The 14,710-nt window shown below is 39.1% G+C and carries 16 protein-coding genes and 1 tRNA gene; 6 read left to right on the forward strand and 11 right to left on the reverse strand.

All coding sequences use genetic code 11. The features are described from left to right. Window positions 1–98: 98 nt before the first annotated feature. The 5 genes from HMPREF1321_RS06800 to HMPREF1321_RS06820 are packed head-to-tail and all read right to left on the reverse strand — an operon-like array spanning window position 99 to window position 3,668. Window positions 99–917, reverse strand: coding sequence for a ZIP family metal transporter (locus tag HMPREF1321_RS06800; RefSeq protein WP_009421950.1), 819 nt, complete (start codon window positions 915–917; stop codon window positions 99–101). An 8-nt stretch (window positions 918–925) separates the two neighbouring features. Next, complete coding sequence (locus HMPREF1321_RS06805; RefSeq protein ID WP_009421975.1) at window positions 926–1,426, reverse strand: GNAT family N-acetyltransferase; 501 nt, start codon at window positions 1,424–1,426, stop codon at window positions 926–928. Then, window positions 1,423–2,217: a diaminopimelate epimerase gene (gene dapF / locus HMPREF1321_RS06810; RefSeq protein ID WP_009421936.1), complete on the reverse strand. Its 795-nt coding sequence runs from the start codon at window positions 2,215–2,217 to the stop codon at window positions 1,423–1,425. Before dapF ends, HMPREF1321_RS06805 begins: the two co-directional genes overlap by 4 nt. Continuing rightward, entirely contained in the window at window positions 2,217–3,059 is an 843-nt protein-coding gene (locus HMPREF1321_RS06815; RefSeq protein ID WP_009421954.1) for a phosphatidate cytidylyltransferase, read from the reverse strand. The genes dapF and HMPREF1321_RS06815 overlap by 1 nt, the downstream gene beginning before the upstream one ends. 6 nt (window positions 3,060–3,065) lie before the next feature. After that, entirely contained in the window at window positions 3,066–3,668 is a 603-nt protein-coding gene (locus HMPREF1321_RS06820) for an LUD domain-containing protein (protein ID WP_009421943.1), read from the reverse strand. Window positions 3,669–4,213: 545 nt separating this feature from the next. Here HMPREF1321_RS06820 and HMPREF1321_RS06825 point away from each other — a divergent pair. Together HMPREF1321_RS06825 and HMPREF1321_RS06830 are read left to right on the forward strand one after the other, a co-directional pair. Beyond that, window positions 4,214–4,984 carry a Rossmann-like and DUF2520 domain-containing protein gene (locus HMPREF1321_RS06825; RefSeq protein ID WP_009421928.1) on the forward strand — a complete coding sequence of 257 codons (771 nt, stop codon included), beginning with the start codon at window positions 4,214–4,216 and terminating at the stop codon, window positions 4,982–4,984. Next, window positions 4,965–5,483, forward strand: coding sequence for a KdsC family phosphatase (locus HMPREF1321_RS06830; protein WP_009421968.1), 519 nt, complete (start codon window positions 4,965–4,967; stop codon window positions 5,481–5,483). Before HMPREF1321_RS06825 ends, HMPREF1321_RS06830 begins: the two co-directional genes overlap by 20 nt. A gap of 87 nt (window positions 5,484–5,570) precedes the next feature. Here HMPREF1321_RS06830 and HMPREF1321_RS06835 read toward each other — a convergent pair whose 3' ends face one another. From HMPREF1321_RS06835 to HMPREF1321_RS06855, 5 genes are all read right to left on the reverse strand, one after another. Continuing rightward, window positions 5,571–6,200 carry a DUF417 family protein gene (locus HMPREF1321_RS06835; protein WP_002671199.1) on the reverse strand — a complete coding sequence of 210 codons (630 nt, stop codon included), beginning with the start codon at window positions 6,198–6,200 and terminating at the stop codon, window positions 5,571–5,573. An 83-nt stretch (window positions 6,201–6,283) separates the two neighbouring features. Beyond that, window positions 6,284–7,123, reverse strand: a complete 840-nt coding sequence (locus HMPREF1321_RS06840) for a helix-turn-helix domain-containing protein (protein WP_034575832.1) — start codon at window positions 7,121–7,123, stop codon at window positions 6,284–6,286. Between the two features lie 6 nt (window positions 7,124–7,129). Continuing rightward, the gene (locus HMPREF1321_RS06845) at window positions 7,130–8,293 is read right to left on the reverse strand and encodes a porin (RefSeq protein WP_009421956.1); all 1,164 of its coding nucleotides are present in this window, start codon (window positions 8,291–8,293) and stop codon (window positions 7,130–7,132) included. Between the two features lie 68 nt (window positions 8,294–8,361). Beyond that, window positions 8,362–9,420 carry an L-asparaginase 2 gene (ansB, locus tag HMPREF1321_RS06850; protein ID WP_009421940.1) on the reverse strand — a complete coding sequence of 353 codons (1,059 nt, stop codon included), beginning with the start codon at window positions 9,418–9,420 and terminating at the stop codon, window positions 8,362–8,364. Window positions 9,421–9,476: 56 nt separating this feature from the next. Further along, the gene (locus HMPREF1321_RS06855; RefSeq protein WP_034575835.1) at window positions 9,477–10,802 is read right to left on the reverse strand and encodes an anaerobic C4-dicarboxylate transporter family protein; all 1,326 of its coding nucleotides are present in this window, start codon (window positions 10,800–10,802) and stop codon (window positions 9,477–9,479) included. Window positions 10,803–11,114: 312 nt separating this feature from the next. On the opposite strand from HMPREF1321_RS06855, the gene tsaE reads away from it, so the two are divergent. Both tsaE and HMPREF1321_RS06865 read left to right on the forward strand, forming a co-directional pair. Then, on the forward strand, window positions 11,115–11,579 hold the full coding sequence (gene tsaE, locus HMPREF1321_RS06860; protein WP_009421960.1) for a tRNA (adenosine(37)-N6)-threonylcarbamoyltransferase complex ATPase subunit type 1 TsaE: 465 nt from the start codon (window positions 11,115–11,117) through the stop codon (window positions 11,577–11,579). Window positions 11,580–11,624: 45 nt separating this feature from the next. Further along, window positions 11,625–12,650: an o-succinylbenzoate synthase gene (locus tag HMPREF1321_RS06865; protein WP_009421941.1), complete on the forward strand. Its 1,026-nt coding sequence runs from the start codon at window positions 11,625–11,627 to the stop codon at window positions 12,648–12,650. Here the strand turns inward: HMPREF1321_RS06865 and mnmD are convergent. Next, a complete protein-coding gene (gene mnmD, locus HMPREF1321_RS06870) occupies window positions 12,613–13,275 on the reverse strand; it encodes a tRNA (5-methylaminomethyl-2-thiouridine)(34)-methyltransferase MnmD (protein ID WP_009421945.1) in 663 nt (220 codons plus the stop codon). The two genes, HMPREF1321_RS06865 and mnmD, sit on opposite strands and share 38 nt — an antisense overlap. 152 nt (window positions 13,276–13,427) lie before the next feature. On the opposite strand from mnmD, the gene HMPREF1321_RS06875 reads away from it, so the two are divergent. Continuing rightward, complete coding sequence (locus HMPREF1321_RS06875) at window positions 13,428–14,480, forward strand: branched-chain amino acid aminotransferase (protein WP_009421961.1); 1,053 nt, start codon at window positions 13,428–13,430, stop codon at window positions 14,478–14,480. 89 nt (window positions 14,481–14,569) lie between these two features. Beyond that, window positions 14,570–14,643, forward strand: a tRNA-Arg gene (locus tag HMPREF1321_RS06880). Window positions 14,644–14,710: the final 67 nt, after the last annotated feature.

Raw genomic sequence — 14,710 nt, forward strand, 5'->3', positions numbered from 1 at the left:
AAATATTTAATGTTCAATGATAATCTCATTGCTTCTATTTCTGGGCAAATATACATATATTTTAAGTATCAAGCAAATATTCGTGAAGAAATATCTTCTTAGCCCAATACCACGTCCATTGCCATCATCACTACAAAACCTACCAAAAAGCCTATGGTAGAAACATCGGTGTTCTCATTTTGCTGGGCTTCAGGTATTACCTCTTCTATGACCACATAAATCATAGCTCCTGCCGCAAAAGCAAGGGCATAAGGTAGTATCGGGGTAAAAAAGAGTACTGCGAAAGCTCCTAATACCCCCGCTATGGGTTCTACAATAGCCGAAAGCTGCCCATAAAAAAAGCTCTTACATCTGCTCACCCCCATACGTCTGAGTGGCATCGCTACGGCTATTCCTTCAGGAAAGTTCTGTAACCCAATACCGATGGCAAGAGTTACCGCTCCGGCAATAGAGGCTTCGGGAATACCAGCGGCTACCCCTCCAAAGAGTACCCCTACCGCCAATCCTTCGGGAATGTTGTGCAAGGTGATAGCTAAAATAAGCAAAGTAGTTTTTTGCCAATCGGTTTTAATACCTTCTGTTTGTTTGAAGTTGGCGTGAAAGTGCGGTAATAACTTATCTAATACATAAAGAAAAAGTGCTCCCATAAATATCCCTACCGTAGCAGGTAGAACCTTTATAAAGCCTTCACCTTCTGTCATATTAATAGAGGGTATTATCAAACTCCACACACTGGCTGCCAACATCACCCCTCCTGTAAAGCCTAACATACCATCTAACACGGTCTTGTTTTCTTTCTTAAAAAAGAATACCACTGCAGCCCCCAAAGCTGTTACACTCCACGTGAAAATGGTAGCGTATAAGGCAGCAAGTATAGGGTTTATGGTCTCTAAATAAGTGATAATATCTCGTATCATTTTATGACTTATCTGAAAATATTTTGGTATAATAACATATCTTTATAAACTCCTTGACTGTAAAGCCAGTCTTTTTGTACACCACTGCAACTAAATCCTACTCCCTCAAAAAGGCGTATACTCACCTCATTATCAGCAGGGATATAAGCAATCAGTTGGTGTAAGTCTAAGTATTGTTGCGTATGGGATATCAACTGTTGCAAGGCTTCTTTGGCATAACCTTTCCCTCGATAGACGGGCAAAAGAGCTATCCCCACAGCTGCTCTACGGTGCTTCGGACTAAAATCGTATAAATCTACACAGCCCATAGGCGTTCCCTCTTCAAACGCTATCACATAGCGGTACTGCTTAGCTTCGTAAATATCCTGTTGGGCATTCCGTATATAATCTTGTAGCAAATGCTTGGCAAAAGGCAATTGGGTGTCACTCACCTCCCACAAGGCTTCTTCGTTTTCTAACTGATACAAGAAATCTATATCCTCAGGTTCTAACGCTCTTAACTTTATCATTCTTTACCTTTTAACTCTTCTATTGTTCCTTCAAACACGAATTGAGCACTACCACTCAAATAGATATTCTCATACCCCTCTCCTACTCTATCGAAAGCCACTTGCAAGTCACCTCCTCGAGTGTGCAGGGTAATCTGTTGTGCATCGGTTTCTCCTATGTGATAAAGAGCAATCGCTACGGCTGTAACCCCTGTACCGCAAGAGTATGTTTCATCTTCCACTCCGCGCTCATAAGTGCGCACTTTAAAGCCTTTCTCTCCTTTGCTCACAAAATTCACGTTACTACCGCCCTGAGTAGCATAAAGTTCTCCATAGCGTATAGTAGCTCCTTCGCTTTTCACGTCTACGATATCTACCTCTTCCACCCATTGCACGTGGTGAGGCGACCCTGTATTTAAGAATACGTAGCCTTTGTGTTCTTCTACCTCAGTTACATTTTTCATTTGCAAGCGCACGTAGCTATCTCCTTCAATCGTAGCACGATGCTCCCCATCTACAGCTAAAAATAGCGTTTCGTGTTCTATAATACCCAATTGTTTTGCAAAAGCCACCACACAGCGCCCCCCATTGCCACACATCGTACTTTCACGCCCGTCAGAATTGTAATACACCATACAGAAATCATACTGCGGGTCGTTCTCAAGCAATATTAATCCATCGGCTCCAATGCCAAAACGCCTATGACACAATTGTGCCACAAGCGTTTCGTTATTTTTAGGAAATACCCCTTTGCGATTGTCTATCATCACAAAATCGTTCCCTGTTCCTTGATATTTGTAGAATTTCATCATCAAAAAAGGTCAAAAATTAGTAGCGTTAAGTACGCAAAAGGCGAGGCAAAAATAAGGCTATCCAGGCGGTCGAGTAAACCTCCGTGTCCTGGCAGTATCGTCCCGCTGTCCTTTACCTTAGCAGTTCGTTTAAAGCTAGACTCTACCAGGTCGCCTACCGCACCGGTAACCACCAAAATCACTGCCAATATAAGCCATTGCCATAGTGGTCTGCCACTGTAATACGAAATAGCCGTAGCGATAAGCATCGCCCCTATGAGTCCGCCCACAAAACCCTCAATAGTTTTCTTAGGCGAAATGCGCTCAAAGAGCTTGTGTTTGCCAAAGGCTTTGCCTGTAAGGTACGCAAAACTATCACTCGCCCATATAATACACAACAGTCCTATCATCGTAATTTGCGACTCGTTGTTGAATATATTCTGATAAAAATAATTAGGGTTCGGGTTATTCTCATATTTGTAAATCAGAGGCATAAATATACAACCTCCTCCTATATACAGTAAACTAATAAGCAGTTTAGTATTGTTACTTTGCTTGCGGATAGGCGTTTTTTCGTTGAAAAGCATCATCGTGAGGTATATATTGGCAAGCAAAGTAGCCAAAAGCAGTATATAAACCGAGAAAGGATAAGTTTTTAAGTGAATAAACAGCCACCAAACCAACAAAAAAAGCAAAAATATATGTAATTCCTTTAATCTGATAAGCCTTTTAAACTCAAATAAACAAATAATACCAAAGGATAAAAACAAGAAGTCAAAAGCATCAGCATTGAGCATAATTGCCGATAGCAATAGAAAAACATAAATAAAGCCTGTAATGGTTCTTTTGAAGAGTTCGTTCATAAATTATTATTTATCAATAGGTAAATCTTCTAAGAGTATCAGGTACGTCCTCTTAGAACTCGTGCCGTAATAGTTGATACTATTCTTCTCAGGGTCATCGGTAAAACTTTGTAGCGTAATGAGACCCGTAGGAAATTGTTGTGGGTACTTGTTCTTTATGCCTCTCATTCCTTCAGGAATATCTCTCACCATCTGACTCGTTTTGGCAAAGACAATAAATATTTCAGGTAATTCATTGATATTCTTATGTCTCAACTGATGCGAAGAGAGCATAATCCCCCCCAAAGTAGTGATAAGATACTCACAATCCGTCAAATACACGTTCGAAGTTTCGATATCGGCAGTAAACAGTGGCGTGTGTTCTTCAAACATCGTTTTAATAGTGTGAGAAGCATTACTACTCATCTTCACATATACGCCCAACTCTTTCAGTATGTGCCGAAAAACCTCTTGCACCTGTATTTCGGTAGTGCAATAAATAAATTTTCCGCCATTTTTAGTAAAGTTCATCGCAAATTGCTCATCAGCAGGAAGCTGTTCATTTAACTTGCGTGCTTCATCTTCACTTTTTATATCATTTCTTTTAAATAATCTTCTAAATAAATTCATTGACAATCCGTTTTTTACAATTGGCAATCTAACTAATACTTAATCTTCTTATCCGTTGAAAATCAACAAAAGAAGTATTTTATTCCATTCATATCTGCCCAGCAGATAATACAATGAGCCCTATTTTTTTGCAAATATATACAAAATAAATGAATCTATATACTTTTTCTATAAAATTTGTCATTTGCTTTTATTTTCCTACCTTTGTGCCCTTACTGAATATATGATATTTATTTTTTTGCGTTTTTTTCGCCAAAAACGCAATTTTAACATTTTTTTCTCAATAAACTAAAAGCAGCTTTTTTCCGTTTGATATTCAGCTTAATACCCTCTTTCCTTCGCCTTAGCTTCGTCTTAGGTTCGTCTTAGGTTCGTCTTACCTTCGTCTTAGGTTCGAGTAAAGTAGAGGTAAAGTAAAAGATAAGAACTAAAAACATTCATTGATTATCAACCTTTTGTATTTTTGAGGTGAAAAAACAGAACCTTGTCTTTTTTTGAAGAATATTTGCGAAAAAGCAATTTTTAACATTTTTTTTGCAGTCAATATGGCTATTAATATTAGTATCATAGGAGGAGGCAATGTGGCTTATCACCTCACCAAAGCCCTCTATCAGCTTCCTGAGGTACACCTTCGGCAGTTGCTTAACCGTAGTGAATTTAGCCCTGAGTTTAATGATTTTCAGGTAGATAAAATTCACAGCCTTACCGACTTGCGCCCCACCGATATATGTATTATAGCCGTGAAAGACGAAGCTATTAGTGAAGTTTCAGCCTTCCTTCCTTTCGAGGGGCAATTGGTAGTGCACACCTCTGGCAATACCCCTATGGAGGTACTCTCACCCAAAAACCGACGTGGCGTGTTTTACCCTTTACAATCCTTTTCAAAAAGCACTCAGGTCGATTTTTCAAACATTCCTTTTTGTTTAGAGGCTGAACATACTGAGGATATGGAAAGATTTCTATACCCATTAGCCCAAAAGCTTTCTACAAAAGTGTATCCGCTGAGTAGTTACCAACGCAGTATACTGCACCTATCGGCTGTTTTCGTTAATAATTTCACCAATCATTTGGTGGCTATCAGTCAAAGAATATGCGAGGCACACAACATTCCGTTTGAAATATTAGAACCTTTGCTCAAAAATACTTTCGAAAAACTCCAAACAATGCCCGCCCTCGAAGCACAAACAGGACCTGCACGACGCGGCGATGCCCAAACTATTACTAACCATTTAGCTTTGCTTGCAGGGTATGAACGAGAAATATACAATATAATTACAAAATCAATAATAAACACCTATGGAAAGAAAGAACTATAAAGAACGTTTAAAGAACATCACAACTTTTATTTTTGATGTTGATGGCGTATTTACCAATACTCAAGTGTTTGTAAATAACGACGGCGACCTATTGCGCAGTATGAATATGAAGGACGGATTTGCGGTAAAAACAGCTATCGCCAAAGGGTACAACATATGTATCATTACAGGAGGAGGGAACGTAGGCGTACAAAAACGCTTCGAAAACCTCGGTGTAAAAGATATCTTTATGCTCCGTCACCAAAAGCTCGAAACCTTTTTGAAATACCAAAAGGAAAAACATCTTAAAAGAGAACAAATACTTTATATGGGTGACGATATGCCCGATATCCCTCCAATGAAGCGAGCAGGATTGGCTATTTGTCCCGTAGATGCCGTGCCCGAAGTAAGAGCCGTATCCGATTATATTTCGCATCTTGAAGGCGGACAGGGAGCTGTGCGCGATATTATAGAACAAGTGCTTAAAGTGCGTGGTGATTGGACTTTTGAAGATAAATAATCCCACTTTACTTATTATATAAAGGGCTGTCTACCGGAAGGTAGACAGCCCTTATAATTAGATAATAGAATTAATATTTTCCTAATTCTAATTCTTTTTTAGCAATCGGCGAGCAGCTTCTGAGGCTGCTATCAATCCACCTGCCGACATAATAATATCTTTCAATACTAAACGTCCCGCTCCCGATAGATAAGGGAATCCATAAGCAGGCGTAGGCATATCTCCACCTAAGTTAGGCACATACACCTCAGGAGTCGTGATGAGGAAAGAGAGGGTAACTATACTCATACCGAAAGTAAGTAAGCCTCCTATCACCCCTATTTTAGGCGACCAAATACCCAATAAGGTAAGGAATCCTATCAAACAAATAAAAGCTCCTAAGCCATATGAGAACACATAAGTACCGTTCTCTTTATGCCATTCAATATTAGCTTTTACCATCTTCCCTTCAGGATTCTTGTGTAGCTTGTATTGGGCTACTTCTTTACCTTTGTTTGCTTCACCTGTCACGCCGTTCTCATCAATGGCAGTTTTGCCTGAATTGTTGTAGAAGAAACTCATAAACGGGCTATTCGTTACAAAGGGAACAATACCATCAGCTTCGTACTGGCACACTTTAAGTCCACCAATCCAAGCCATTACAATAAAGATAGCTACTCTGATAAAGTTTACAAAGCAACGTTCGCTATCGGCTAAAAATGATAATAATTTTTGCATAGTGATTTAATATTTAAAATTAACTTTTTATTTGCGGGGGCAAAGATACGGCATTATTTTGTATCTCGAATGGATAAAAAAGGTTATTTCATAGACTTTTCCGTTTTAGGCTGGGCAACGATAGAGATTCCCACCTTTTTTCGGAAGTGTTTGGGTGAGAGACCTACATTTTTCTTAAAAAACCTACTGAAATAAAACTCATCTTCAAAGTTGAGTTCAAAGGCTACTTCTTTAATAGATTTATAGGTGAGATGAAGCAGTTTTTTAGCTTCGAGCACTACACGTTCTTGTATGAGTTTATTGGGTGTTTTTCCTAAAAGTGTTTTTATTTTCTTGCTAAAACTATCGGGAGTAAGACATAATGCTGATGCATAAAACGACACGTTGCGTTCTGTAATAAAATGGTCTTCTAAGAGTTTTTGGAAGTCGTTAGCCAAATGATGTTCAGTTTTAAGAGAGGTATGCTCTAACAATAGGCTTTTTTCTTTACTTGCTAAAGCCAAAATAAGTTGCAAGTATGATTTGAGTACAGATTCTGAATAAAGGGAAGGCGTTTTGCTTTCGTCTTCTATACGCTCAAAAAGAGTTATTATTTCAGCAAAACGTTTATCAGTAACCTTGATATGAGGATGCAAGAAGATAGCGTTAAATAGGAGTCCGTTACAGGCTACTTCTTTTTTGTGGTACTCAATACAGTAGAAATCACCGTGGAATTCCAACAGTAGGTTATCATTCGCAGTACCTTCTACCCATTGAAAATATTGATAAGGTGATAGAAAAAGTAGTGTATTACCTTCATAGGAATAGGGCACCGTATCTACGGCAATTGTTCCTTCTCCTCGAAATATAAATACACAATAATTCTCCACACGTACAGGTGTGAAGAATTGTTGTAATGCGATATGTTTAACAGCTATATCCACTATTCACTAAAATGCCTTAATACGGTACATCAAACCAATACTTACGCGATTGGTATCAGTAGTTACATTCGTAAGCTTGTTTTCACGACTTCTTCCTATATAAGCCAAGAAGAACCGCAAGTCTTGCTTTTCAAAAGGTAAGTATTCAACCCCTGCAAAATAACCTATACCTGTCATTTTATTATCAGTAAGGTCATTTTTAGCAGTTTCGTATAAGCCTTGTGCAAAGATATTGAGTTGAGGAATAGGTTGATATTCTGCTTTTAGTACAAAACTGTTGTACTTGGCATCTTTTACAAGTACTGTGCTACTCATCGGAGTATATTTCAATCTATCCAATTGTTCATTAGCCATCATATAATCAAAGAAGACTTGGAACTTAGGCAAATTGAGCTTTGTACCCAACATCAACATCCAATTGTTATAGCCGTCGGCTTCACTTTGCAAACCTCCTCCCCAACGAGTTTGGACAAGATTGTCAAACAAGTTACCATTCCAATTAAAAATATAAGTAAGAGGTGCTTTGCTCGCATTGATAGTATTCGTAGCTGTTCCATAAAGTGTTTCAAAGCTATCATTGCGTACATCAGTAATCTGCAAATTGAACTCGTGGTTTTTATTAGGGGCATAGGTTATCATTGCTCCTAACATAAAGTTATCCATATTTTCAATGAAATCAGAGTATTCATAGATGTTCATTGGGTTTAGGTCAAACTCAAAACCTCCCCACGCTTGGCACATTTTACCTGCAGTGAGTGCCCATTTATCGTCTAAACGGAAACCTGCATAGAGCATATCGGTAGCTTTGGCGAGATTATCCAAAGAAGTTCCTGCATTTGATTTGTTCAAACGATGACGGAAACGGTAGAAAATACGGTCGGTAATATCACCTCGAACCTCCAATCGCAATTGGCGCGCTTTGAATTGAGCAGTCATATCTTGGTCTTTTACTTTTTCAAGATCAAAGCTCGATTGAAAGTTGAAGTACATATTAAACTTCTTATGAATAGGGTTTTCCTCTTCATCTTGTGGCATAGGTAGAGGCGCAGGAGCAGTAGCTTTTAACTGGTCAATTTCTGCCCTCAATTGGTTGATTTGGTCTTGCAAATCTTGTTGTGCAGTGGCAACACCTCCTACCAGAAGGCTTATTGCCAATAATATTTTTTTCATAGTATAAATTAGTCGTTAATTGTTAGTCTTTAATCGTTAGTACTTAGCTAACGATTAAAGACTAAATCTTAATATTCATTAAAGTATTTTTGGATTTGTTTCCAATCTTTGGTTTTAGTGAGTGCTAACATCAATAGAACACGGGCTTTTTGTGGGTTGAGTGCTTGCGCAGCTACAAATTGATATTTAGCATCGTCTACTTCGGCATCGAGAGTTGTTGCTCCTGTAGGTACGCGTGAAGAACGCACAAACTGAATGCCTTGCTCTCTTGCTTTTACTGCCAAATCAAAGATAGTGTGATAAAGATTTCCATTGCCTACTCCAGCGTGTACAATACCATCGAATTTAGCGTCCATAAAGGCTTTCATTGGCAATTCGGATACGTTAGAATAGCTGTATACAATACCTACTTTAGGTAATTCTTTAAGGTTATCTACATTGAAAACAGATTGATAAGTATGTTTGTTTTCAGGAGTGCGGTTAAAGAATACTTTGCCATTGTGAATGTATGCCAATTTGCCATAGTTAGCTCCTTGGAAAGTTTCGACAGCAGTGGTATTGGTTTTAATCACATCTTTGGCATCGAGTACGATGTCGTTCATACACACCATTACCCCACGCCCCATAGCATTTTTATCGGCAGCAGTTACTACTGCGTTATAAAGGTTTAGAGGGCCATCGGCACTCATACCGGTAGCAGGGCGCATTGCTCCTACCATTACTACAGGTTTTTTGCTGTGTACGGTAAGGTTAAGGAAGTAGGCGGTTTCTTCCATTGTATCGGTACCGTGAGTGATTACCACTCCATCATATCCTTCTTTATTTAAGAGCTGGTTGATGCGTTTGGCAAGTGTGAGCCATACCTCATCGTTCATATCTTGTGAACCAATTTTCACAATCTGTTCACCACTTACATTGGCTACGTTCTTCACTTCGGGCACTGCTTCCAAGAGTTGATAAATACCGAGCTCACCAGCTTTATAGTTGGTTTCAGTATTTGATTTACTTACTCCTGCGATAGTACCGCCAGTAGCTAAAATACGAATCTTTGGCTTTTGTTGCGCAAAGACTGCCACAGTCATCATTAAGAGCAATGAGAGGGCAATTTTTTTCATCAATGTTATCATATATAATTTTAGTTATTAGTTTTAAATGGAAAGTTAAGAATTAGAAATTAGATATTTCACATAAACATAATTATTAAGTAACCTACTGCAATGGCTACAATAGTAGCTACAAAACCAGGAATTTGGAACGAGTGGTTCAGCACGTACTTGCCTATGCGAGTGGTGCCTGTTCTATCGAAATTGATAGCGGCAACTACCGTTGGATAGTTAGGAATAAAGAAATAACCATTCACAGCAGGGAACATTGCTATCATTGCCATTGGGTGAATGCCTAAGGCAATCCCCAACGGATAAAGAGTTCGTACCGTAGCGGCTTGACTAAATAAAAGAACAGACATTACAAAAAGAGCTACTGCAAAAAGGAAAGGATATTGAGTAACTATTTGTTCGATGTGCATTTTGAAGAACTCAATATTGCCATTGAAAAAGGTATCTCCCATCCAAGCAATCCCAAAAATAGCTATCACGGCTTGCATACCTGCAATAAATACCGAACCTTTTACTGCTTTATTGATGTCTACTCGAGCAAAAATAATCATCAAGCCAGCGATAGACATCATTATAATTTCGATGAGTTGGGTCATTCCCATCTGTACTTTCTCACCTCCTACTTCAAAAGATGGACGCAAGGTATCAATAGAACCAAAAAGTACGATAGAGAGGACTCCTATAAGGAATATAATCACTGACGTTTTGGCTCTTTGCAGGTCTTTACCGGTCATTTGCGAAGCGGTATGACTTTCTTTTTCTAAAAGACCTTCACGTAAACGGCGTTGGTATTCAGGGTCTTTTTCGAGAGGAACGCCCATAAAACTCACAGCTATGGCGCCTACAATCACCCCTATGAGCGTAGCGGGGATACACACCATCAGGATATTGCCCAGTGTAATACCTTTACTACCTAAGAGCTCAGCTGAAAGTAAAGCGGCTGTAGCTGCCGAAATAGGGCTGGCTGTAATAGCCTGTTGCGAAGCTATTACCGATATAGAAAGCGGACGCTCAGGGCGTACCTTGCTATCGGTAGCAATTTCGGAGATGATAGGCAAAAGCGAATAGGCAATGTGACCTGTACCTGAAAACAAAGTAAAAAAGTAGCAGACTACAGGCGCCAAGAAGGTAATCATAGCGGGATTTCTGCGCAGAATTTTCTCGGCTACCTTCACCAAATAATCTAAACCTCCCGCTGCTTGCAAGGTAGCAGCCGCTGTAATAACTGCTACAATGATAAGCATTACATCGATAGGCGGATTACCAGGTTTGAGTCCGAAACAAAAAACCAGAATTCCTAAACCTATCATACCGAAGATACCGAGCCCAATACCTCCTACTCTGGCTCCTACAAAGATAGCGAGGAGCACGATTAATAATTCTATATATATCATATTCAATGAATAATTGACAATAACAATTAGTAACTACTAATTTTGGGTCAAAGATACGAAAGTTTTTGAAAACAAAAAAGAGAAAAAGAATATTTTTTAAAATAAAAAGAACTTTTAAATTTAGGAGATAACTTATACTTAGCTTATAGGAAGCTTATAGGAAGCTTGAACGAATCTTGGAAGATTGGTATAGAAAGGGTATATAAACACTTGATATACAATAGTTAAAAATAATATAATTTATACAATTCAGTTAATTTCCATTTTTTGATTTTTTAAGATTTCTGTATATAACATTAAAAATTCTTTTCAATGTCGAACGGAGGTCATTCGCAATTATTTGCTACCTTTGCCCTCAAAAATAACGTTATGGAATTTACCTACACTTTAGCAGATATCAATACAATTGCGAAAAAACTTCTTCCTCACTTACACTGCAAAGTGGTGATTTTTAGAGGAGGAATGGGATTTGGCAAAACAACACTCATCAAGGGCTTGGTGCGTGCCTTAGGCAGTACCGATAATGTGAGCAGCCCTACTTTTAGCCTTGTGAACCCTTATGAAGGTGCTGATAGTCGTATTTACCATTTTGATTTTTACCGTATCAAAAATGAGGAAGAGGCTTTTGATATTGGCTTCGAAGAATACCTCTATTCGGGCGATTGGTGTTTTATTGAATGGGCGGAAAAGGTTGAAAAATACTTGCCTGATACTTATACCACAGTCGAATTGATACAAATAGATAAAAACTATAGAAAATTAGTAGTTAGCAATTAGAAAATTAGCAAATTGATAAAATGCTCGTGCGACTCGCACCAAATTATGATTAAACACATTCTCAATTTTAAACGTCCTTCGGGGACATCAAGAGGGGTTCTTACCTCCAAAGAAACCTTCTTTTTAGTAATAGAACAAGAGGGCAAAAAAGGCATAGGAGAATGCAACCTCTTTCGTGGACTTAGTGCTGATGATGTACCTAATTATGAAGCAAAACTGCAATGGGTAGAACAACACCTGCATTTGGGAGAAAAGGCTTTATTAGAAGAGCTCAAGACTTTTCCGTCTATACAATTTGGGGTGGAACAAGCATTTAGGTCGGTAGTAGCTCCACAGTGGTACGAGCTCTTTTCTTCGAACTTTACGAAGGGAAAAGACGCTATACCTATCAATGGACTCATTTGGATGGGCTCTCCCGACTTTATGAAAATGCAGATAAAAAAGAAACTCGCTCAGGGTTTTCGCTGTATCAAAATGAAGATAGGAGCGATTGACTTTGAAGAAGAATACCGTATCTTGAAAGCCTTGCGCAATGGGTTTTCGGCAAGCGATATAGAAATACGGGTAGATGCTAATGGTGCATTTCAAGCAACTGAGGCACTGAGGTATTTAGAACGCTTGGCTACTTTGCAATTACACTCTATTGAGCAACCTATACGCGCAGGACAGTGGGAAGCGATGGCTGAACTATGTGAGCAAACACCTCTGCCTATCGCCCTTGATGAGGAGCTAATAGGGATATTTACAAGGGAAGAAAAACAACGACTTCTGAGAGAGATACAACCGCAGTATATCATTTTAAAACCTTCTCTCATAGGAGGTTATAGTGGTTCTGAAGAATGGATAACCCTCGCCGAAACATTGGGTATAGGTTGGTGGGTAACATCGGCTTTGGAGAGCAATATAGGGCTCAATGCCATTGCACAATGGACGTACACACTTCGCAACCCAATGCCCCAAGGCTTAGGCACGGGAACGCTGTATACAAACAATATACCTTTTCCTTTGTATGTAGAAAACGGACATATAGGCTTTAATCCTTGTGAGCGCGTAACATTTCCCTTTTCATAGGCGGTCCGGGCAATCGCTCCACCGTAAAGCCACAAGCTTGCATCGCACGGCGTACAGAGCCTTTGGCAGCGTAGGTTACCAAATAGCCTCCTTGTTTAAGGGCAGTGTACATTTGTTGGAAAATAGCTTCTTGCCACAATTCAGGTTGTACTTGCGCCCCAAAAGCATCGAAATAAATAAGGTCAAAACTATCGACATCACTAATAGTTTCAAAACGTTGTAATCGCTTTTTGAAACTAAAAGAGGGTGATAGGGTAATGAGTTTGTTCCAGATACAGCGATGCATTTGTTCAAAGACAGAAGTGAATGTAACATCGTTCAGCAATTGCGAAAAATTCATCTGTGAGGCTTCGTCCCACGAAAGCGGATAGGCTTCTACCGTTTCGTAACGAATATTCAGTTGCAAAGATTCGTGTTCCTTGTAAGTAGCCAAAGCGTTAAGCCCCGTGCCAAAGCCAATTTCTAAGATAGAGATGCTTTGATGGTCAAACAGTTGCAATCCGTTTTTGATAAACACGTGCTGAGTTTCTTGAAGCGCGCCGTGTACTGAGTGATAGGTCTCGTCCAACTGTGGAATATAAAAGCTGGTAGAGCCATCAGAGGTTTTTATAAGTTCGTGAGTCATTATTCAGGTGAAAGATAAAAGATAACAAGTAATCGTTTAATAGTTAGTGTGTTGAAAAATATAGGTAAAGATTTTTGTGTTTTACGCGACAAAGTTAAAAAATATTTTGTACCTTTGACAAAAATTTAGACAAAATCAAAAACTAAAACAATATGAATTTAAAGATTGAAAAAGTAAAAGAAAGTCGTATTAACCAGATAGACTTTTCAAAACTGAGTTTTGGTAAAACTTTTGCTGACCATATGTTTATCTGCGAATACAAAGATGGACAGTGGCAAAACCCAACCATCAAACCTTATGCTCCTATAACCCTTGAACCTTCGGCAAGCGTATTCCACTACGGACAAGCTGTTTTTGAGGGAATGAAAGCTTATAAGGACGACAACGGACACGTTTTTCTATTCCGTCCGCAAGAAAACTACAAACGTATCAATAAATCCTGCTCACGCTTGGCAATGCCTGAGTTTCCTGAAGAATGGTTTGATAAGGCACTCCGTACTCTTGTAGATATTGATAGTGAGTGGATAAAACCTGGATTTGGCAATGCCCTCTATTTGCGTCCATTTATGATTGCTACTACTGCTGGTGTGCAAGCGGCTCCTGCTAAAAACTACCTTTTTATGATTATTACTGCCCCTGTACAAGCTTACTACAAAGGCGATGTAAAAGTAAAAATAGCCGACTATTACAGCCGTGCTGCTAATGGAGGTTTTGGTTTTGCTAAAGCAGCAGGTAACTACGCAGGTCAGTTTTTCCCTACTCAGGAAGCTGCCAATGAAGGCTATCAACAAGTAATGTGGACAGACGATGCTACACACCAATTCTTAGAAGAAGCAGGTACAATGAACCTATGGTTCCGTTTTGGTAACACCCTTGTTACTTGCCCTACTAGTGAACGTATTCTCGATGGGGTAACTCGTAAAAGTATCATTGCAATAGCCGAAAAATTAGGTATCAAAACCGAAGTACGCCCCGTGAAAGTAACCGAACTTATCGAAGCTGCTGAAAAAGGTGAATTGAAAGAAGCATTTGGTTGTGGAACGGCAGCTGTGATTAGCCCTATATCTGGATTTGGCTATAAAGGCAAAGATTACAGCGTAAATCGCCCTGCTGAATTATATACCGATAAAATCAAACAAGCAATACTTAACATTCAGTATAACAAGGCGGAAGACCCCTTCGGCTGGAGAGTGCAAGTAAAGTAAGAAAAAAATAATTTGTGAAAAAGTTGTGAAAAAGTTTGCAGGTTTCAAAAAAGGTCGTACCTTTGCACCCGTAAAACAAGAACAACAATGGCCTCGTGGCGCAACTGAATAGCGCATCTGATTACGGCTCAGAAGGTTACAGGTTTGAATCCTGTCGAGGTCACGAAAAAAGCTCCAACTTTGTTGGAGCTTTTTTTATTTTAATGAACGTCGTATAAGGAAAATAAATA

Origin of the sequence: Capnocytophaga sp. oral taxon 412 str. F0487 (assembly GCF_000271925.1) — a bacterium.
Taxonomy (GTDB): domain Bacteria; phylum Bacteroidota; class Bacteroidia; order Flavobacteriales; family Flavobacteriaceae; genus Capnocytophaga; species Capnocytophaga ochracea.